General features: G+C 35.8%; 14 protein-coding genes and 1 pseudogene. 5 read left to right on the top strand and 10 right to left on the bottom strand.

The window, feature by feature from the left end:
• Positions 1-34: 34 nt before the first annotated feature.
• Positions 35-1,432: a diaminopimelate decarboxylase gene (gene lysA, locus J3U23_RS05975; protein ID WP_065563732.1), complete on the bottom strand. Its 1,398-nt coding sequence runs from the start codon at positions 1,430-1,432 to the stop codon at positions 35-37.
• A gap of 254 nt (positions 1,433-1,686) precedes the next feature.
• On the opposite strand from lysA, the gene J3U23_RS05970 reads away from it, so the two are divergent.
• Positions 1,687-3,111: a sigma-54 interaction domain-containing protein gene (locus tag J3U23_RS05970; RefSeq protein ID WP_416379938.1), complete on the top strand. Its 1,425-nt coding sequence runs from the start codon at positions 1,687-1,689 to the stop codon at positions 3,109-3,111.
• Here the strand turns inward: J3U23_RS05970 and J3U23_RS05965 are convergent.
• On the bottom strand, positions 3,108-4,289 hold the full coding sequence (locus tag J3U23_RS05965; RefSeq protein WP_267338781.1) for an NAD(P)/FAD-dependent oxidoreductase: 1,182 nt from the start codon (positions 4,287-4,289) through the stop codon (positions 3,108-3,110). The genes J3U23_RS05970 and J3U23_RS05965 overlap by 4 nt on opposite strands.
• 390 nt (positions 4,290-4,679) lie before the next feature.
• Between J3U23_RS05965 and gltB the strand changes: the two genes are divergently transcribed.
• The gene (gene gltB, locus J3U23_RS05960) at positions 4,680-9,137 is read left to right on the top strand and encodes a glutamate synthase large subunit (RefSeq protein WP_267338780.1); all 4,458 of its coding nucleotides are present in this window, start codon (positions 4,680-4,682) and stop codon (positions 9,135-9,137) included.
• A gap of 14 nt (positions 9,138-9,151) precedes the next feature.
• Positions 9,152-10,564 carry an FAD-dependent oxidoreductase gene (locus J3U23_RS05955; protein ID WP_267338779.1) on the top strand — a complete coding sequence of 471 codons (1,413 nt, stop codon included), beginning with the start codon at positions 9,152-9,154 and terminating at the stop codon, positions 10,562-10,564.
• A 234-nt stretch (positions 10,565-10,798) separates the two neighbouring features.
• Here the strand turns inward: J3U23_RS05955 and J3U23_RS05950 are convergent, their stop codons facing one another.
• Complete coding sequence (locus J3U23_RS05950; protein ID WP_267338778.1) at positions 10,799-11,239, bottom strand: hypothetical protein; 441 nt, start codon at positions 11,237-11,239, stop codon at positions 10,799-10,801.
• Positions 11,232-12,029 (bottom strand): nucleoside triphosphate pyrophosphohydrolase, encoded by a 798-nt coding sequence (gene mazG / locus J3U23_RS05945; RefSeq protein ID WP_065563738.1) that lies wholly within the window; start codon positions 12,027-12,029, stop codon positions 11,232-11,234. The genes J3U23_RS05950 and mazG overlap by 8 nt, the downstream gene beginning before the upstream one ends.
• Positions 12,030-12,249: 220 nt before the next feature.
• Here mazG and J3U23_RS05940 point away from each other — a divergent pair, with 220 nt between their 5' ends.
• A complete protein-coding gene (locus tag J3U23_RS05940; protein ID WP_267338777.1) occupies positions 12,250-14,253 on the top strand; it encodes an OPT family oligopeptide transporter in 2,004 nt (667 codons plus the stop codon).
• Between the two features lie 221 nt (positions 14,254-14,474).
• Positions 14,475-16,400, top strand: coding sequence for an ABC transporter ATP-binding protein (locus J3U23_RS05935; protein ID WP_267330379.1), 1,926 nt, complete (start codon positions 14,475-14,477; stop codon positions 16,398-16,400).
• Between the two features lie 313 nt (positions 16,401-16,713).
• On the opposite strand, the gene fbpC is transcribed toward J3U23_RS05935, so the two are convergent.
• From fbpC to J3U23_RS05905, 6 genes and pseudogenes are all read right to left on the bottom strand, one after another.
• Complete coding sequence (gene fbpC / locus J3U23_RS05930; protein WP_065735070.1) at positions 16,714-17,760, bottom strand: ferric ABC transporter ATP-binding protein; 1,047 nt, start codon at positions 17,758-17,760, stop codon at positions 16,714-16,716.
• Between the two features lie 162 nt (positions 17,761-17,922).
• Entirely contained in the window at positions 17,923-20,007 is a 2,085-nt protein-coding gene (locus J3U23_RS05925) for an ABC transporter permease (protein WP_267338776.1), read from the bottom strand.
• A 116-nt stretch (positions 20,008-20,123) separates the two neighbouring features.
• A complete protein-coding gene (locus tag J3U23_RS05920) occupies positions 20,124-21,125 on the bottom strand; it encodes an ABC transporter substrate-binding protein (protein WP_416379937.1) in 1,002 nt (333 codons plus the stop codon).
• 525 nt (positions 21,126-21,650) lie between these two features.
• Positions 21,651-22,196: a transcription termination/antitermination protein NusG gene (gene nusG, locus J3U23_RS05915; RefSeq protein WP_065563741.1), complete on the bottom strand. Its 546-nt coding sequence runs from the start codon at positions 22,194-22,196 to the stop codon at positions 21,651-21,653.
• 1 nt (position 22,197) lies between these two features.
• Positions 22,198-22,599, bottom strand: a complete 402-nt coding sequence (secE, locus tag J3U23_RS05910; RefSeq protein WP_065563742.1) for a preprotein translocase subunit SecE — start codon at positions 22,597-22,599, stop codon at positions 22,198-22,200.
• A 135-nt stretch (positions 22,600-22,734) separates the two neighbouring features.
• A pseudogene (locus tag J3U23_RS05905) lies at positions 22,735-22,832 on the bottom strand (elongation factor Tu); the annotation flags it as partial.

The following is a 22,832-nucleotide window of genomic DNA, read 5'->3' as shown; positions in this document are numbered from 1 at the left end:
AACTGGGGCAGTTATTGCCCCAGCCAGTTCATGATTAATACACGTCGTATCCAACCATATCCTCGTAAGTGTCTTCACGGCGAATCAATCGATCTTTGCCTTCTTTATCAATCATAACAACAGCAGTACGTGGGCGGTTGTTATAAACTGTTTGGCTTTCGATGGTATAAGCACCGGCATCAAGGAAAGCAATGATATCGCCAATTTGTGTGTCTTTAGGTAATAAGAATTCTTCACCTTTAACACCCACATGGAAATAGTCACCACCGTCACATAATGGACCCGCTAATTTAATGTACTCATCATGTTGCTCAGTGATTCTTGATGCATCATAAACATAGAAGAACCAATCAAAGTGTTGACTGTCAGATAATACGCTGTAACCCGCATCAACAAATTTCCATTCAACATGTTCTTCAATGTTACCGTCTAAATCGTAGTTAGTTTTACGTTTTTCACAAGCAACTTCAGTTAAAAGCACACCAGCTGAACCGGTTACTTTACGACCTGGTTCGATACAAATTTCAACGTCAGTACGCCATTTATGTACTTCACTGATTACCGCATCGGCGAAATCTTGTGCAGTAATACCAGCATACATATTGTCTTCTAATGGATTACCATTTTCTTCGTCATATTTATATGGAACAGGAATACCACCACCAACGTTGATTAAATCAAATTTAATGCCAAGAACTTCTTCTAAACGGCGTGATTCATCAACTAATACTTTAGTCGCTTTTGCAAAAGGTTCTGCTTCTGGTACTTGATCCCCTACGTGCATATGTAAACCACGTAAATGAACATAAGGCATTTCAAGAATACGACGGCAAGTCTCTTCAGCTTGTTCTAAGTCGATACCAGATTTAGCGTGATAAGCGGTTACTAATTCTGCGTGAGTTGCTGACGGTACATTTGGTTCAACACGCACACAAACATTTGCAACTTTTTTCAAACGTCGAGAAATCTCATCAATAATATCAAGCTCATATAGGCTATCTACGTTGATGATGTAAAGATCGTTTTGGATAGCAAATTCTAAATCAACTGGTTTTTTAACCACACCGTTGAAAACAATTTGGCTACCTGGGAAACCGATTTCTAAACATTTACGAACTTCAAACATTGAGTTAGCTTCTGCATAGATACCCGCATCTTTAATCGCTTTAAGCACACCCATTACTGAACATGTTTTTGACGCATAGAAAATCTTAGTATTTGGATGAGCTTTAAACGAATCTTTGATCTCCTGAATATTACGGTCAATTTCTTTTTCAGAAAATACGTAAAAAGGTGTTGGATATTTCTTTGCTAATTCTTCCAAATTCACACCATCAAAACAAAGTTTGCCGCCTTGAGCACTGAAACGACGATCTTTAGTTATAAGATCTGTGCGTATTTTGTTATAATTTGACATAATTGTGTCGGACATATGACCTCCAGTTAATTAGTACATAAAAAAGGTAAGTAAAAAGATTACTCACTTACAATGCAATCAACGTGCCAACTTAAAAAAACACAAACAATCAATTGTTTAACAGAATAATTACAAATTTAATATTAGTCATTTAGTAAAAAATATGTTTTTATGACAAAAATTTGTCACTTTTTTTAGTAATAATTGAAAGATATTTAAATTAACGCTCGCTATACTTAGTAAGAATCCAACTTTCAAAAGGTTTTAGTATCATGATAATTGATCCTGAATTATTACAAGCATTGGAAATATTTAAACATTTTTTTGATCTAATACATCAGCCTATGGCTATTATTGACAAAGAAGGTAAATATATTTACTACAATCAGGAAAGTGCAGAACTTGATGGCTATCCAATGGAACAAGCCATAGGTAAACCAATGCTTAAAGTTTACCCTAATTTGAAAAAAGAAGATAGTACTATGCTACAAGCTTTACATGGTAAAGAATATCAAGATACCTATCAAACCTATTATAATCATGTGGGCAAATTAGTTGATTATCAACATACAACGGTTCCTCTTTATAATCACAAAAAAGAAATTATTGGCGCGGTTGAAATTGGTCGTAATTTATCTAATGTTAGACAACTGCAAGATCAGGTATTCAGTCTTAATAGAAAATTATATCAAAATAAAGAACAACCATTACCAGAAATCGTTTTTGCTTCAAAAAAAATGCAACAGGTGATCGACCAAACTAATATTTTAGGTAGTAATGATGTGCCAGTATTAATTGTTGGCGAAACCGGCACAGGGAAAGAGCTATTTGCTAGATTAATTCACCAAACTAGCCAACGCCGTGATAAAGCGTTTATTTCACTTAACTGTAGCGCTTTGCCTACAACATTGATTGAAAGTACTTTATTCGGGACTGTCAAAGGAGCGTTTACTGGAGCTGAAAATCGCCAAGGTTATCTTGAACTTGCTAATGGTGGTACGTTATTTCTTGATGAACTTAACGCGATGCCACTTGAAATGCAAAGCAAACTGTTACGATTCTTACAAGAAAAAACCTATTGGCCACTAGGCGGGAATAAAGAGCAACATGCTGATGTTCGAATTGTTGCAGCTATGAATGAATCACCAGCCGATTTGTTAAAAACCGGCAAAATGCGTAGTGATCTATTTTATCGATTAAATGTCGGATTAATTAAACTGCCAGCACTACGCGAAAGACAAGAAGATATTCCTGTATTGGCAAGATACTTTATTGATAAACATAAAACTGATGTAAGTGTTGTGATTACTGGTATTAGTGAACATGCATTACAGCAACTTATGTCAGCGCCTTGGCCGGGTAATGTGCGAATGCTAGAAAACGCTATTGTCCGTAGTATGGTTTTACAAAATGAGCCAGGAGAATTGCAGCAGATTATTCTGGATGAAGAATTATTTGACCTTCATAGCCCTTATTCACAAGATGAAGCCAAGCTTGAAAAACCGACTACCAGCGAAATAACTGGTAATCTTACCGAACAAGTCGAAAATTATGAAAAGCAACTTATTATTGATGCATTAAATCAGGCCAATGGGAAAATTATTACAGCGGCAAAATTACTCGATGTTTCGCGAACCACCTTACAATATAAAGTTAAGAAATATGATATACATATGGGGGTAATTGATAATTAATCAAAGGCTTGCGCGCAAGCAAATGCACTGCTCCAAGCCCATTGGAAATTATAACCACCTAGCCAACCAGCTACATCAACAACTTCACCAATAAAATAGAGATTGAGGTGATTTTTCGCCTCCATCGTCTTTGACGATAAAGCATCACAGCTCACTCCACCCAAAGTTACCTCAGCTGTACGATAGCCTTCCGTTCCATTCGGTGTAACCATCCACCTAGTTAATGTTTGGTAAAGCACTTGCTGCTGAGTAGGCGTTAATTGCTTAACGGTTAAATCGGCTATCAAATTTAATTGCATCAAAGCTTCAATTAACCGCTTCGGTAATATTTGCGCCAAACAATTTTTAATGCTTTGATTGCGATTATTTTCTAACAAGCGTTGAAAATCACCTTCAAAGCTTACGTCTGGCAACAAATTAATGGTAATGGCTTCACCTGCTTGCCAATAACTAGAGATTTGTAAAATCGCTGGTCCAGATAATCCTCGATGAGTAAATAGCAAATTCTCTTTAAAAGATATTCGTTCATTAGATACTTCAACCGGCACGGCAATGCCCGACAAAGTGGATAATACTTCTAGCAAAGGTTTATGTAAGGTAAATGGCACCAACCCTGCTTTTACGGGCACAACAGGAATCGAAAATTTTTCGGCAATTTTATATCCGATAGCGGTCATACCTAGTGCTGGCATAGATTGCCCACCAGTTGCTACAATTAATTTATCAGTATGAACAAAACCTTGTGAAGTCGATAGTTTAAATCCTTGCTGCTCAGCCTCAACATCTTCAAGCTGAGTGTTTAACATGAATTTAACTTGCCCCTTTTGGCACTCTTGGGCAAGCATATCAACAATATCTTGCGCTGAATTATCACAAAATAACTGTCCATGATCTTTTTCATGATAGGCAATATTGTATTGATTAACCAGTTGAATAAAATCCCATTGAGTAAAGCGCTTTAATGCAGACTTACAAAAATGACGATTTTCTGAAATATAATGGGTTGATTCTACGTTAAGGTTGGTAAAATTACATTTACCACCACCAGACATTAAAATTTTGCGTCCTAATTTTTTACCATTATCAATAACAGTTACATCATAACCTTTTTGTCCTAATAATCCGGCACAAAAAAGCCCAGCAGCACCCGCACCAATAATTGTAATTTTATTTTGCATATAAGACCTATTACCCATAATAAAGATTATCTATTATATAAGAGTAGCGATTCTAACTCACTCATTCTTGAAAAAATATGTAAAAATCGCCAATTTTGATGCTCAAAAACCCCGTTCCTCAACTTTTTTTTAATCAAATATTAATTATTATTATGAGAAAAAAACCAATTTCTGAAACTTTTGTCTCTATTAAATTTTAATTATAGTATAAACAAATAGTTAATATGAGATATTAGCTTCATTAATAAATATAGACTGAGTTATTAAAAGATTGACTTATAAGTAATATTTATTTGACCAAAAACCTATTTTTAATTACCTTCACACCTATTATGGGATTAATGCCTATATCTTCTCAAAAAATAATAACGATGAATTAGAGGCAATGATATGTTATATAACCAGCATCATGAGAAAGATAACTGCGGATTTGGTTTAATCGCTCATATAGAAGGGCAACCAAGTCACAAAGTGGTGCGTACTGCAATCCACGGACTTGCTCGAATGCAACACCGTGGTGCCATTTTATCCGATGGTAAAACGGGCGATGGCTGCGGGCTTTTAATGCAAAAACCAGATCGATTTTTTAGAGTTGTCGCAGAAGATGCCGAATGGCGTTTGGCAACAAACTATGCTGTAGGCATGCTATTTTTAAGCCAAGATGAAGCCGAAGCCCAAGCAAGCCGTGATATTGTAGAAGAAGAGCTAGCCGAAGAAACTCTATCTATTTTAGGTTGGCGTGAAGTACCAATTGATAAAAGCGTTCTGGGTGAAATCGCCCTGTCATCACTGCCAAGAATCGAACAAGTTTTTGTTAATGCCCCTGCTGGATGGACAAAAATTGATTTAGAGCGTCGTTTGTATATGGTACGACGCCGCATAGAAAAACGTGTGCAAGATGATACGTTTTACGTATGTAGTTTTTCAAATCAGGTCAATATCTATAAAGGCTTATGTATGCCTAAAGATTTACCTAGATTCTATTTAGATTTGGCTGATATTCGTATGGAAACAGCAATTTGTTTATTCCATCAGCGTTTTTCAACCAATACCGTACCGCGTTGGCCACTTGCTCAACCATTTAGACATTTAGCCCACAATGGTGAAATTAATACTATCGAGGGTAATCGGCAATGGGCTAAAGCGCGATCTTACAAATTCAAAACGCCACTTATACCCGATTTACAAGATGCAGCGCCGTTTGTTAATGTTACAGGCTCGGATTCAAGCTCGCTAGATAATATGCTTGAATTATTCTTAGTAGGCGGTATGGATATTGTTCGTGCTATGCGTTTACTTGTGCCTCCTGCATGGCAAAACAATCCGGATATGAATGAAGATCTCCGTGCTTTTTTTGATTTCAACTCTATGCATATGGAACCGTGGGACGGCCCTGCAGGTATCGTTATGTCCGATGGACGTTATGCCGCTTGTAACTTAGATCGTAATGGCCTTCGCCCTGCACGTTATGTGATTACCACTGACAAACTAATTACTTGTGCATCCGAAATTGGTATTTGGGATTATCAACCAGATGAAGTAGTGACCAAAGGACGTGTTGGCCCTGGTGAATTACTAGTGATTGATACTGAAGAAGGTCGCATTTTACAATCGTCAGAAACGGATAACGATTTACAAAAACGTCATCCGTACAAAGAATGGATGGCTAAGAATGTAAAACGACTGATTCCATTTGAAGATCTTCCTGATGATGATATCGGCTCTCGTGATTATGACGATACTTTACTAGCTACTTACCAAAAACAATTTGGTTATAGCAGTGAAGAACTTGACCAGTGTATTCGAGTCTTAGGTGAAAATGGTCAAGAAGCAACAGGCTCTATGGGCGATGATACGCCATTTGCAGTATTATCAAGTCGTCCTCGCTTAATTTATGATTATTTCCGACAAAAATTTGCTCAGGTAACTAACCCACCTATCGACCCATTACGTGAAGCACACGTGATGTCACTATCAACGAGCATTGGTCGTGAAATGAATGTGTTTGCTGAAGCTGAAGGTCAAGCTCATCGAGTTGCTTTTAAATACCCGGTATTAGTTCATTCGGATTTTAAACAATTAACGACCTTAGAATCACGCTACTACAAATCTGAAACGCTTGACATCACTTATGAAATTGATGGTAGCTTACGTGATGCAATTGAACAATTATGTGGTGATGCCGAAGCAAAAGTACGTGAAGGAACTGTACTAATAATCCTATCTGATAAAAATATAGCGCCAGATCGCTTACCTATTCCAGCCCCAATGGCTGTTGGCGCAGTGCAACAACGTCTAGTTGAAAAAAATCTACGCTGTGATGCAAATATCATTGTTGAAACCGCAAGCTGCCGAGATCCGCATCAGTTTGCAGTCTTGCTAGGGTTTGGCGCAACTGCAATCTATCCATACTTAGCTTATGAAACTTTAGCGCAAATGGTCGATAATGGTACGATGAATAAATCTTACCGTGAAGCGATTATTAATTACCGTAATGGTATTAATAAAGGCTTATATAAGATTATGTCAAAAATGGGGATTTCAACAGTCGCCTCTTACCGTTGCTCTAAACTATTTGAAGCAGTTGGTCTCCATGAAGAAGTCGTTGAGCTATGCTTCCAAGGTGTAACTAGCCGTATCAGTGGTGCCAATTTTGAGGACTTTGCTCAAGATCAGTTTAATTTATCTAAAAAAGCATGGTTACGACGTAAACCATTAGAACAAGGTGGATTACTCAAATTTGTTTATGGTGGTGAATACCACGCTTATAATCCAGATGTGGTGCAATCACTACAAAAAGCAGTTAATGAAGGTAATTATGAAGATTATCAACGTTATGCGGATATTGTAAATAATCGACCACCAGCAACTCTGCGAGATTTATTAAAACTAAATCCTCCTGAAAACGCGGCTATTTCGCTTGATGAAGTTGAACCAGAATCATCATTGTTTAAACGCTTTGACTCCGCTGCCATGTCAATCGGTGCCTTAAGCCCAGAGGCGCATGAATCATTAGCTGAAGCAATGAATACATTAGGTGGTTTTTCTAATTCTGGTGAGGGTGGAGAAGATCCCGCTCGTTACAACACGATAAAAGTATCACGTATCAAACAAGTGGCTTCTGGTCGATTTGGTGTTACACCAGGTTACTTAATGAGTGCCGATGTTATTCAAATCAAAGTAGCCCAAGGCGCAAAACCAGGTGAGGGAGGACAATTACCTGGTGATAAAGTCACCCCTTATATTGCAAAATTACGTTTTTCTGTGCCGGGAGTGACATTAATTTCACCTCCACCACACCACGATATTTATTCAATTGAAGATTTAGCTCAATTGATTTTTGACTTGAAACAGATTAATCCAACTGCAATGATTTCGGTTAAATTAGTCTCTGAACCGGGAGTAGGCACTATCGCAACAGGGGTTGCTAAAGCATATGCAGATTTAATCACTATTTCAGGTTATGACGGTGGTACTGGTGCCAGCCCATTAACATCAGTCAAATATGCAGGTTCCCCTTGGGAGCTTGGCTTGGTTGAAACCCAGCAATCATTAGTTGCTAATGGGTTACGTCATAAAATTCGTTTGCAAGTTGATGGTGGATTAAAAACGGGGGCAGATATTGTAAAAGCTGCAATTCTAGGCGCTGAAAGTTTTGGTTTTGGTACTGGACCAATGGTTGCATTGGGTTGTAAATACCTCCGTATTTGTCACCTAAATAACTGTGCAACCGGCGTGGCCACTCAAGACGAAAAATTACGTAGCGAACATTATCATGGATTGCCAGAAAAAGCGATGAACTACTTCCGTTTTCTTGCACGTAATACTCGAGAAGTTATGGCTGAACTTGGTGTTAGACAAATTGTTGATTTAATCGGTCGTACTGATCTGCTTATTGAACTAGATGGTATTACTGCAAAACAGCAAAAACTGGATTTATCAAGTTTACTTAAAACAGCATCCCCTATTGAAGGCAAACCAGTTCACTGTATTGAAGATAACAAACCATTTGATAAAGGTGTGCTTAATAAAGAGATCATAACTCAAGCACAAGATGCGGTTGATAATCGTCAAACTAAAAGTTTCTACTTTGACATTCAAAATACAGATCGCTCTGTTGGTACCACTTTATCCGGTTATATTGCTAAAAAATATGGCGATCAAGGCTTGGTTACCTCCCCTATTTCATTGAACTTCAATGGTACTGCAGGTCAAAGTTTTGGCGTTTGGAATGCTGGTGGTGTGGATTTAACCCTTACAGGGGATGCTAATGACTATGTTGGTAAAGGCATGGCTGGAGGTCGCATTGTCATTCGTCCACCACAAGGTTCTGCATTTTTGAGCCATGAAGCAACCATTGCTGGTAATACCTGTTTATATGGCGCAACTGGCGGTAAATTATTTGCTGCTGGTCGAGCGGGTGAGCGTTTTGCTGTGCGTAACTCTGGAGCCATAAGTGTCGTTGAAGGCATTGGTGATAATGGCTGCGAATATATGACGGGCGGAATTGTCTGTGTTTTAGGAAAAACTGGCGTAAACTTCGGTGCTGGTATGACTGGTGGTTTTGCTTATATTTTAGATACCGATAGTGATTTGCATAAGCGTATTAATAAAGAGTTGGTGGAAATGTTAAATGTAGCTGACTACTCGATTCATGAAGAACATTTACGTGGTTTAATCATGGAACACGCACAGCTTACTCACTCATCTTGGGCAGAAGAGATATTAGCTAATTGGGAAGATTTTGCGAAACAATTTGTTTTAGTTAAACCAAAATCTAGTGATGTTAAAGCGTTATTAGGTCACCGTAGTCGCTCTTCAGCAGAGCTACGTGTGCAAGCACAGTAAGGAGAAAACACGATATGAGTCAAAATGTTTATCAGTTTATCGATTTACAACGTGTTGATCCGCCTAAAAAATCGCTAAACGTCCGTAAAATTGAGTTTGTTGAAATTTATGAAGGCTTTTCAGCCTCGCAATCTCAAGCACAAGCAGATCGTTGTCTGGCTTGTGGTAATCCTTATTGTGAATGGCGCTGTCCAGTACATAACTATATCCCAAATTGGTTAAAATTAATTAATGAAGGGAAAATTTTAGAGGCTGTTGAGCTATCTCACCAAACCAATAGTCTACCAGAGGTGTGTGGACGAGTTTGTCCGCAAGATCGTCTTTGTGAAGGTTCCTGTACTTTAAATGCTGAATTTGGAGCCGTAACGATTGGCAGTATTGAACGTTATATTACTGATGAAGCCTTTAAAATGGGATGGAAACCAAATCTATCTAACGTTGAAAAAACTGGACTAAGAGTCGCAATTATTGGTGCAGGCCCTGCTGGATTAGCTTGCGCTGATGTCTTAGTTCGTAATGGTGTTACACCAGTTGTTTTTGATCGTCATCCGGAAATTGGTGGCCTATTAACTTTTGGTATTCCTGCTTTCAAATTAGATAAAGAAGTCTTAATTCACCGCAGACATGTCTTTACCGAAATGGGAATTGAGTTTCGCCTTAATACTGAAGTAGGTAAAGCTGTACAATTAGCCGATCTCATCAATGAATTTGATGCAGTTTTTGTTGGTGCTGGTACTTATCAATCAATGCGTGCAGGCCTAGAAAATGAAGATGCCGATGGTGTTTATGATGCCCTACCATTTTTAATTGCTAATACTAAACATATTATGCAACACCAACAAACTGATGATGCGCCTTATGTCGATATGAAAAATAAACGCGTCGTGGTATTAGGTGGTGGTGATACAGCAATGGATTGCGTTCGAACGTCTATACGTCAAGGTGCAACTGAAGTGACTTGCGCCTATCGCCGTGATGAAGCTAATATGCCAGGTTCTAAACGCGAGGTTAAAAATGCTAAAGAAGAAGGCGCACAATTTCAATTCAATGTACAACCTCTGAGCATCGAAATCAATGATGCCGGTCATGTTACTGGTGTAAAAATGGTAAGAACGGAGCTTGGCGAACCTGATGCAAAAGGTCGTCGTTCTCCGGTGATAATTCAAGGATCGGAATTTGTACTTCCGGCAGATGCAGTTGTAATGGCATTTGGCTTTAAACCTCATTCTATGCCGTGGTTAGCCGAACATGGTGTTGATTTTGATGATAGAGGGCGCATAATCGCACCACAAAGCAAAGGTTACCAAACCAGCCATCCAAAAATCTTTGCTGGTGGTGATGCGGTAAGAGGATCGGATTTAGTGGTGACTGCCATTAGCGAAGGTCGCAAAGGGGCAGAAGGGATTTTAGATTACTTAGAAGTATAAAGTGATTAACTAAGTAAACCTTATTTCCATTCCCTACTGAGTGGGAGTAAGGCTTATTACTTAATATTTATTGATCTGCCTAAACCATAACGTTTATTGATTACAACCTAAATATCGTCATTTATCGAGTTGAAATCGCCAATGCATATTCACTTTGATAATTGGCATTAATGACTATTAGCTGATAACATGAAATTGTATCAGCTAATAACCTTTAATTATTGTATTATTTGGTTATAAATAGACAATCTGAGAACCATTTTCAGGATTTTTAGTCGCCTCAGCAAACCCTTCTAAGAAAAAGGCTAGATGATCAGCTTCATCCCCTAAAAGGCGCCCTTTGACTTTATTCCAAGTTAATAACACGATAGCTGCTTGTGGTTCACAACAAATTAACATCGGTTGTTCAAGTTCTTCATTCCAATAAAACTCACCGCCGTATAATTTTTGGGCTGTCAGTAATAAGTAACAACCATACTCTTGAGCAATCATATTAAGCTGTTCTTCAGGGATACTAAAATTTTTATCAGCTAATTCACCAATAATAATTTCAACAACGGAAATACTTTTTTCGGAAAAATCGAGCTGGTTAATACTCCACGTTGGGCTATGTAAAATGGCATTTTGTGCCCATGCTTCGATTTCTTGATATAATTCATTTTTTTGTTCAGTCATTTTGATTTACTTCGCTAGATAATTGTTCAGATTGTTTGACAATTTGCCATGCATCTTCCATTTCTTCAAGTGTTGCGTCAATTAAATTGTGATTTTTTTGTTTAAGTAATAATTCTACCTGCTTAAAACGCCTTATAAACTTGTTATTGGCATTTTGTAAACATAACTCAGATTTAACTTTTAAATGTCTGGCTAAGTTAACGGTGGCAAAAAATAAGTCGCCAAGCTCTTCTTCAATTTTGGATTGATCTTGTGCGGTTTTATTCAATTCCTCTTCCACTTCGCTAAGCTCTTCTTTAACTTTATCAATAACAGGTTTTAACTCTACCCAATCAAATCCAACTGATGCACAGCGTTTTTGTATTTTTTCAGCTTTCATTAATGCTGGAATGGCGGTGGGAATATCATCTAATAGTGAATATTGTGCTCGTTTATCACGTTCTTGTTGCTTAAGTTGTTCCCAATTTGGCTTAACAGTAGTATCATTTGAAAAGACATGGGGATGACGACTAATCAGCTTATCAGCCACAGAGAGACAGATATCATCAAAATTAAATAAACCTTGTTCATTTGCTAAGTCAGCATAAAAAACAATCTGAAACAGTAGATCACCCAGTTCATTTTTAAGTTCAGCCATATCTTTTTTTTCTATGGCATCTAAGACTTCATAAGTTTCTTCTAGAGTATATGATTTTAATGATTCAAAAGTTTGCTTACTGTCCCATTCGCAACCTTTAATTGGATTACGTAATTGTTTAGTAATAGCTTGTAAACGTTCTAATTGGTTCACGATATTTCTCACAAAGTAGTAATTGTTAAATAACATTGTATCAAAACAAAATAGTAATGTTTTAATAACTAAATAGTAAGCATCCAAAATTTAATAAAAATATTTCCATTTAAAAACAATGAATAAAAATTTAAAAACAATAAAATCACACAGATTTACACTCAAAATACACAATTAAGTATATAATACATTTAATTTCAACTTAAAAAACACTAAAAATATGAATAAACTACGAGAACTTACATTTAGAGGTATTATTCTTGGTGCACTGATAACAATGATTTTTACTGCATCAAATGTTTATCTGGGCTTAAAGGTCGGTTTAACTTTTTCATCTGCAATTCCTGCAGCTGTAATTTCTATGGCGATTTTGCGGTTTTTCCCTAATTCAACCATTTTAGAAAATAATATGGTTCAAACGCAAGCTTCTGCTGCAGGGACATTATCTTCAATCATTTTTGTTATTCCGGGCTTATTAATGATGGGATACTGGCATGATTTCCCATTTTGGTTAACCTTTGCTGTATGTTTGGCTGGTGGTATGTTAGGTGTGTTATTTTCTATACCGCTTCGACATGTCATGGTAGTAAAAAGCGATTTACCTTACCCTGAGGGTGTTGCTGCTGCCGAGATATTAAAGGCTGGGTCAAAGGAAGAAGGAAATGACGCTAATGGTGGATTAAAAGATATTTTATTCGGTGGAGTAATTGCATCTTTAATCAGTTTATTTACTAATGGATTTAAACTGTTATCCGGAAGTACAGCTTATTGGTTCACAGCAGGCAAAGCAATATTTCAAATACCCTTAGGGTTTTCTTTAGCATTATTAAGTGCAGGCTATCTAATTGGTATTATTTCAGGTATTGCAATACTACTTGGGACTATTATTGCTTGGGTATTTGGCATACCGATTTTAACAGCTATCAACGGTTATGATTCAAGTTTACCTTTATCTCAAGTTGCCATGCAAATTTGGGACAACGATATCCGTTTTATTGGTGCAGGAACGATTGCTATTTCAGCTGTTTGGACTTTGCTCTCTTTAATAAAACCAGTTATTGAAGGAGTGAAAATTTCTTTTAAAACTCTACGTTCAGATGTGTCAATAAAAGACACAACAGAACGCGATCTATCCCCTAAATGGATTTTTTCTATTATGGGGATGATGTTAGTCATTTTAGTCGTGACTTTTTATTCATTTATAGCTGATAGTGGCTTATCTACAGGCATAGCTTGGTCATTAGTTGCATGTGCGGTATTGTTTTCTTTTATTATGGGTTTTTTAGTTGCTGCAGCTTGTGGATATATGGCTGGTTTAGTCGGATCATCAGCAAGTCCTATGTCTGGTATTGCAATAGTTGCAGTTATTGCTGTTTCACTTATTTTATTAGGACTAGGTGAAATTAATGGCATGTTATCAACGATTGAAGGATCGAATTTTGCAACAGCATTAGCATTATTTACGACAAGTACTGTTTTAGCAATAGCATGTATATCAAATGATAATTTGCAAGATTTAAAAACAGGCTATCTAGTCAATGCAACACCATGGAAGCAACAAGTTGCTTTATTAATTGGTTGCTTTGTGGGTGCTTTAGTTATAGCTCCTATTCTAGAAACCTTATATCACGCTTACGGATTTACAGGTGCTGTTCCTCGCAGTGATATGGATCTTTCTCAAGTTTTAGCTGCTCCTCAAGCATCTTTAATGACAACTATTGCACAAGGTATTTTTTCGCATAAACTTGATTGGACAATGATTTTTATTGGCCTAGTATTAGGGGGAATAATTATCATCACTGATTTAATTTTTGCTAAAAATAACTCAAAATTTAGATTACCAGCTCTTGCTGTCGGATTAGGCATTTATTTGCCACCAAGTGTCACTACACCGATTTTTGTTGGCACATTACTATCTTGGATTATAAAACGTTATACTTATGCTAACGCAAAGAAAAATAATGTTGATCCAGAAATACAATTTAAAAAAGTGGATAGCAAAGCAGCTTTAATTGCATCAGGCTTAATTGTTGGTGAAAGTTTAATTGGCGTTATATTAGCGGTAGTAATTGTGATAAGTATTACTAATGGAGGAAGTGATGCCCCATTGGCAATATTTAAAAACTTAGGAAATTTACCACAATACCTAGGATTATTTGTATTTATCCTTATCTGTTGGCTTTTTATTCGCAGAGCTTTGTCGGCAATAAAAAGTAAAATTTAAGTGATATTAATATTTAGGCAATTATTACATTAATTATTAAATATGATTTTTATTCAACATATTAATAAATAATCTTATTTTATCATTTTCCGCATTGTTTACCTTATCAATCATAAATATTCGATTCAAATGCAATGCGGATAAATCACCAGTAAAACGTATTGCATAAAGTTCTTTTTTTGTTAGCATAGCTTTTTTTTAGAGTAATAGATGGCAATATTATGATTGTTTTTGATTCTATCCAAATTCGTCGTGGTGTTAATCTGCTTTTAGATAACGCTTCAGCAACAATTAATCCTAAACAAAAAGTTGGATTAGTAGGTAAAAATGGTTGTGGTAAATCCACCCTTTTTTCATTAATTAAAGGCGAAATTCACTCTGATGCTGGAAGTGTATCAATACCTACACAATGGCAGCTTGCTTGGGTTAATCAAGAAACACCTGCTTTAGATGTTCCAGCTATTGAATACGCTATTGATGGGGATCGAGAATATCGCCAATTAGAACAAAAACTAACGATTGCTAATCAAGAAAATAATGGTGAGCAAATTGCGATCATTCACGAACAACTCGATACCATTGATGCTTGGACAATACGGGCAAGAGCCGCAACACTATTACATGGTTTAGGATTTTCTAACGAACAACTCAATTTACCGGTTAAATCCTACTCCGGTGGTTGGCGGATGAGACTAAATTTGGCGCAAGCGTTAATGTGCCGTTCTGATTTACTGCTGCTTGACGAACCAACTAACCACCTTGACTTAGATGCAGTGATTTGGCTTGAAAAATGGTTGAGTAATTATCAGGGAACGCTTATTTTAATCTCTCATGACCGAGACTTTTTAGATCCACTTGTTAATAAAATTATTCATATTGAACAAAAAAGTTTATTTGAATATACCGGAAACTATTCTTCATTTGAAAACCAACGTATAACTAAATTGGCACAACAACAATCATTATACGAAAGTCAGCAACAAAAAGTCGCCCATCTGCAAAGCTATATTGATCGCTTTAGAGCAAAAGCAACCAAAGCAAAACAGGCTCAAAGCCGAATTAAAATGTTAGAAAAAATGGAGCTTATTGCACCAGCACATGTGGATAATCCTTTCCATTTCAATTTTAAACCTTCTGAATTTTTACCAAGTCCATTATTGATGATGGATAAAGTGGTTGCTGGTTATGGAGATAAAATCGTCCTTGAAAAAATTAAATTAAATCTTGTTCCCGGTTCGAGAATTGGTTTATTAGGACGGAACGGAGCTGGTAAATCGACTTTAATTAAATTATTAGCGGGAGAATTACAACCTAAAGAAGGTCATATTAATTTAGCCAAAGGTGTTCAATTAGGCTATTTCGCTCAGCATCAGTTAGAGTATTTGCGTGGTGAAGAATCCTCACTTTGGCATTTAACCAAGCTTTCTGATCCTAAAATAACAGAACAAGAATTGCGTAATTACTTAGGTGGTTTTGATTTTCATGGCGATAAAGTCAATGAACCTGTAAAAACATTTTCAGGTGGTGAAAAAGCTCGATTAGTTTTAGCATTAATTGTTTGGCAAAAGCCAAACCTACTGTTACTTGATGAGCCAACTAACCATTTAGATTTAGATATGCGCCAAGCATTAACTGAAGCGCTTATTGATTTCGAAGGCGCGTTAGTTGTTGTATCGCATGATCGCCACTTACTACGTTCAACAACTGATGAGTTTTATTTAGTTCACGATCACAAAGTTGAACCATTTAATGGTGATCTCGATGATTATCAAAAATGGCTTGCCGACGAGCAGAAAGCGGAAAATCAGCCTGAACCAGATCAAGATACAGCTAAAAAAGATAGTGTCCAAAATATTTCTTCGCAAGAACGCAAAGAACAAAAACGCCGTGAAGCGGAATTAAGAGCGCAAATGCAGCCAATTAAAAAATTGTTGCAAAAAGAAGAGCAAAAACTTGAACAATTGAGTACCGCTCTTAAAGACATTGAATTGCAATTATCAGATCCGATTATTTATGAAAATGATAAAAAATCAGAATTAACTGAATTATTATTAAAACAGAGTCAACTAAAAAACCAGCAGGAACAAGTAGAAATGAATTGGCTGGATTTACAACAACAATTAGAAGATCTTAATTGTGAGCAGTGAAACTGCTTCTTAAATTTTATTGTTGTTAATTTGAAGTGCACTCAGAATAATCTTTAATATTAATCATTGCCGCTAGTTATTTTCCCTTTAATGGCTAATTTTGGATATTCCAATATAGGCTTCGCACCACCAATATATCCTTTCTTGCTCACTGTTTACTAAGAGTTATCTGATTAAAGAACAAACGATTTGAATGGCAACAAAAATACCTCCTTAGAAGAGGAGGTATTATACCTTAGTAAAAAATGATAAAAACAGTTAAGCAAACCAAATTGTATCACTAAAAATGATTTATTAAATCTGTATAGGTAATTTACTCATCTAACACAAACATTCCTTCTGGATGAATTTTTAGATAAAATTCATCGCCTACTTTAGGTTTTAATAAAATAGAATTAACTTGTAAAAGTAAAATTTGATCATGCCAGTTAACTGAAATTTCATACTGAGCCCCCATGTATGCTACATTTTCGACACGACATTTTTGGCAATCTTCAGCGCGGTTTTCCATCAATTCAATAGCCTCTGGCCTAACACCAACAACGCATTGTGTTGATTTAGGTTTGATTTGATCTTGGCAATCGAGCTTATAACCAAAAATTGAAATATAACCATTGTCATAATGCGCAGGGAAAATATTAGCGTCCCCCATAAAATTAGCCATGAACCTTGAAGCGGGTCTGCGATATAAACGTTGTGGTGAATCAACTTGCATAATGATCCCCTTTTTCATAACCAGTACCCTATCCGATACAGCAAAAGCTTCGCTCTGATCATGAGTGACATAAAATGAAGTAATATTAAAACGTTGCTGTAGTTCTCGTATTTTCTCTCGCATACTGCGACGTAAATTGGCATCCAAGTTACTTAATGGTTCATCAAATAATAAAACTTTAGGCTTAAGTATCAACGCACGGGCTAAAGCAACACGTTGTTGTTGTCCACCCGAAATTTGGTCGACAAAACGATCGGCAAATCCGGCTAGATCAACTAATTCTAATGCTTCTTCAACCCTTTTTTTACGCTCCTCTTTAGGTACACCAATCATTTTCAATCCATAACCAATGTTTTCACCTATCGACATATGTGGAAAAAGTGCATAAGATTGAAACACCATACAAATATCTCGTTGCTGAATAGATAAATTAGTTACATCTTCACCATCAATAAATATTTGCCCTTCACTAGGCTTTTCAAGTCCTGCAAGTTGACGCAAAATTGTGGTTTTTCCACAGCCTGAAGGGCCTAGTAAGGTAATCATTTCACCTTTAGCAACAGATAAATTGAAATTTTCAATCACCGTGTTTTTACCAAATCGTTTAGTAATATTTCTTAGTTCAACATAATTCTCATTCGACATAATTCATTCCTACACAAAAGTTTTTTAATATTAAACTTTTAATTTAATTCAAAAAATTTATTAACCTTATAGATTCTATTTATATAATTAAACAATCCTAAGATTCAAGCATAACCAAAAGCTACTTACGTTCAATTAAACCTATAGTCCTTCTGAGACAAACTATTGGGTATTTTTAGCAGTTGAACGAGAAGTTCTTGATTCACCAACTAAATAATCAAACAACAAAATAATTGACAGCATAACTACAATTAATATTGAGCCGTAGGCAATGGCAATACCGTATTCACCATCTTCAACTCTATTTAAAATATAGGCAGTTGCAACACGTGTATCGGGTGTAACCAAGAACACAATTGCGCTCACCGTAGTAATAGCTCGCACAAAGCTATAAACTAAAGCTGATAAAATCGCTGGGCGTAAAAGCGGAATTAAAATATAAAATATAGTTCTAAATGATCCAGCCTTTAAGCTTAATGAAGCTTCATCTAGAGATTTATCTAATTGCCCTAGCCCAGCTATTCCAGCCCGAATACCAACCGGTACATTACGCATAATCATCGAGATAATCACTATAGCAGCGGTACCTGTTAGATAAAAAGGGGCGGTATTAAAAGCTAAAATATAAGATACTCCAGCAACTGTTCCTGGCACAGCAAAGCAAAGCATTGTAGTAAACTCAATAATCTTTTTACCTTTAAAATGTTGTCTAACAACAACATAAGCGATTAATAAACCCAAAAAGGCTGTGATTGGCGCAGCAATACCTGCAAATAATAAGGTATCTAATAAAGATGGCCATGCGCCATCGCTAAATCCTTGTCCAAATAGATTAATGAAATTTGCCAATGTTAGGGTGTAATCAACGCCCCAATTAACCGTAAAGCTACCATAGAAGATACTTCCATAAAGCAATCCATTAAATAGTGTCCAAAATGCAAATAATCCCACAATGATCCATTTCAAACTAATTGGTAATGGCTGAACATCACCACGAGAAAATTTTCCTGAAACGGTAACGTAAGATCTTTTACCAATCCAAAGATACTGTACACAAAATATTGCTAAAGAAAATAGTAATAGCACACTACCAAGGGTACTTGCTGAAGGATAATCTAACTGTGCCCCAGTAATATAAAAATAGATCTGTGTAGCAAGCACATCAAAATTACCACCTAAAACTAAAGGGTTACTAAAATCGGCAAGTGATTGTACAAAAACAATTAAAAATGAATTGGCTAATGCTGGTTTTATTAATGGCAGAAAAATAGAAAAAAATGTCTTATAGGGTGTTGCTCTTAGTGTATAAGAAGCTTCTTCCAATGAAGGATGAACTGTTTTGATTGCACCGTCTAAAATCATAAATGACATTGGAGCAAAAGCTAATACCTGTGCAAGCCAGATACCAGTAAAACCATACAACCAGTTAGTATCAGATAAACCTAAATAATTAGCAGCAAATTCAGTAACATAACCAGATCGCCCCATCATCAGCGTAACACCAAGCCCAACGACAAAAGGAGGGGTAACAATTGGTAATAGAGAAAAAATTCGACCTATAACCACCGAACGCTTAGCGATTCTAGCAGTATACAGCGCACAGATTAAACCAAAAAATGTTGCACTAATTCCAACAGCAATACCTAATAAAATAGAGTTAAAAATCACCCGAATAATATAAGATTTTGACAAAATATCGATGAATTGGAATGGTACAAACTTCTCTCCGTCAGTAAACATTGGCATAAAGATAGTAATAGTTGGGTATAAAATAAATATTAATATCAATACGATAATTGTTATCATTGATCCAATAACAAAGCAATCCCCACCCATCCACTCAAGGCGAGCAAATGCATGAGTCATTATCATCCCTAAGCCAATAAACAAAAATATTGTCGCATAGCCCATGCTGTGATTAAAAAACCATGAACTTGTTACGGTAAATACCATACAAAATAATGCATAAACAGCATCAAAATAATGACGAGGTAGCGCAGAACGATCAAGAGGCTTAATAGGTCTTACTAATAAAACTAATGGTAATACAAACCATACAATACTAATACCAATATTTGACCAACCATATGATTCTAATAATTCATCAGTAGTTGATTCAAACAATCCATAATCTAATCCATAGGATGGAAATAAAATAAAAGAAATAACAATAAAAGCTAACCAGAAAAAAACTGGATCACACTTACACATTTGCTGTTTTAATTGACTAGAAATACTATATGACATAAATTCACCACAACTAACATAGTGCAAAAATTTTATTATCTACACAAAAAGAAGTAATTAGTAATTACTAGCTGATATACACAGCTAGTAGTAGGTAATATTCCAGAAAAATAATGTTATTTTTCCATTTTGACGTCATTAACCCATTTGTTAATTAAATAAGTTCGCATTTTGGAATCACCATATTTATCAAAATCATACTTAATTAGGTTAAGATCATTTAATTTTAGTGCTAGTGGTGAGGACTCTGCTGTTATATTAGTTGGAATCTGATAGGATTTGGCTTTTTGCCAAGCAATTTCTTGTGCTTGCTTAGATAATACCCAATCAACAAATAACTTAGCATTATCTAAATTACGTGCTCCTTTAATAATACTTATACCTCCGATCTCATAACCAGTGCCTTCACAAGGTGAAATTAAATCTAATGGCGCTCCGTTTTCCTTTTCTAATGAATAGTCATGTAAAAAACCGATACCAATCATAGTTTCTCCTCTTGCAGCATTACGTGCCGGAGCTACTCCAGATTTAGTATATTGAGAAATATTACGATTAAGCGCTTTAAGATAATCAAAGGCTTTATCTTCACCCCATAGTTGAGTAAAAGTCGCTAGTGCTGTATAAGCTGTGCCAGAACTTTGTGGATCAGCAATTTGGATTTCACCTCGAAATTCAGGTTTAATCAGATCAGCCCAACATTTTGGTACTTCAACACCTAGCTGTTTTGCTCTGTTTGTATTTACACCAAATCCTAAAATACCAATATAAACGGCTGAAGAATAATTCCCTTTTATTTTAGCTGGATCACGGAATTCTGGTATGATTTGCTCTAAATTTGGTGATTGATATGCATACAATAATCCCATTTCACCGGCTTGAGAATGTGGGTCTAGCGTTCCACCATACCAAATATCTGATTGCGGATTTTCTTTTTCTGCTTCAATTTTTGCCAATGTACTACCACTACCATTACGAATAAGTGATGTTTTAACATTATATTTTTCGCCAAAAGCCTTAGCTTCTTCCTCACATAACGCGTTTGTACCACTACAATAAATAACCAATCGACCTTTGGCATTAGCAACCGATGCACTTCCAACAGCAATTCCCATCAACATTAATAATGTTAATATTTTTTTTTGCATAGTTAATTCCTTCCCTTAGATAATTAATATTTTCTTTTTCATTGAATAAAAAACTATAATTTTTATATGTTACATAAAATGCATAATTGATACTGTGATAACGATCTAATTTTTTAGACAATTTATAATATTTACAACTATTTAATAAGAATATTGTTTAAGACTTAAAGTTAAGTACATCATTATGAACTATCAAAATACTTGTTAGGAGAGATACTTAATGAGGTATGTAGTGATAGGATTGAACTTTTGAAGAAAAAAATATAAAAAAAGTATCCAATTTGTCGGTGATGAAAAAAATTCACCAACATTTTATATCGTACTTTTTATCGAAAGAATAGAACGTTGACGTTGATATCAAAACAAGGCTATCTACGTCATTACGTTTAAGTAGTGAATAAAGAATAATAGTTGTTATTTTATAAGGGAGGTTAAAAAAAAATCACAGAATAATTTCTGTGATTTTTCTTTTCATTGAATTAAAAATATTCAGATAAATTAGCTCTTTTCTACTTGGCTAAAATCAAGTTCAACCGGTGTTGAACGACCAAAAATTGATACCGATACTTTTAGGCGACTTTTTTCATAATCAACTTCTTCAACTACACCATTAAAGTCTGCAAACGGTCCTTCATTAACTCGAACAAGTTCACCTGGTTCAAATAGGGTTTTAGGACGTGGCTTATCACCAACTTGTTGTAAACGATTCATGATAGCGTCAACTTCACGCTGGCTGATTGGTGCTGGTCGATCTGATGTTCCACCGATGAATCCTAAAGTTCTTGGAACACTTTTAACTAGATGCCAAGTCGCATCGTTCATCATCATTTCAACTAAAACATAACCTGGGAAAAATTTACGTTCACTTTTACGGCGTTGACCGCTTTTCATTTCGACAACTTCTTCGGTTGGTACTAAAACTTCACCAAAAGAATCTTCCATATTATGTAATTTAATATATTCACGTAATGATTGTGCAACACGTGCTTCATAGCCAGAATAAGCTTGGATCACATACCAGCGTTTTTGTTGTGTTTCACTCATATTAACGCCCTATTAATGTTAAATAAAAGATGACTGAACGGAATAAAGAATCCATACCCCAAAGAGCTGTACCAACAATAATTGTAATAACAGCTATTAATAAAGTTGTTTGTACTGTTTCTTTACGAGTTGGCCATACAACTTTTCTTAACTCTTTTCGTGATTCTTGCAGAAATGTTATAAATGATTTTCCTTTATTGGTTGTAAATGCAATAAATAAGGTTAAAAGCGAAATGACAACAACCGCAATAATTCGAACAACTGTATTTGGTTGATATATATCATTAGGCGCAGAGAAATAAGAATTTCCCCAAACAATTAACGCAATTAATACTAGAACCAAAACCCATTTAAACTTGTCTAGAACTGTGCTTGTATCTTGACTCTCGTTACTTACTAGCATATAGAACCTATAATTATGTTATTTATAATATTATCCATTTTCCAAAATGCTCTTTCTTAATAAAAACATTTTGCTAAACAGACTAGATAAGAAAGGGCATCAAACGACACCCTTTCTAAATAGTGCTTGCTTAAATTATTTAATAACCTTAGCAACAACACCAGCACCAACAGTACGACCACCTTCACGGATAGCGAAACGTAAGCCGTCTGCCATTGCGATTGGGTGAATTA

The sequence above is a fragment of the Gilliamella sp. B3367 genome, assembly GCF_026536825.1.
Classification (GTDB): Bacteria; Pseudomonadota; Gammaproteobacteria; order Enterobacterales; family Orbaceae; genus Gilliamella; species Gilliamella apicola_E.
This window is presented reverse-complemented; position numbering and strand designations above follow the sequence as displayed.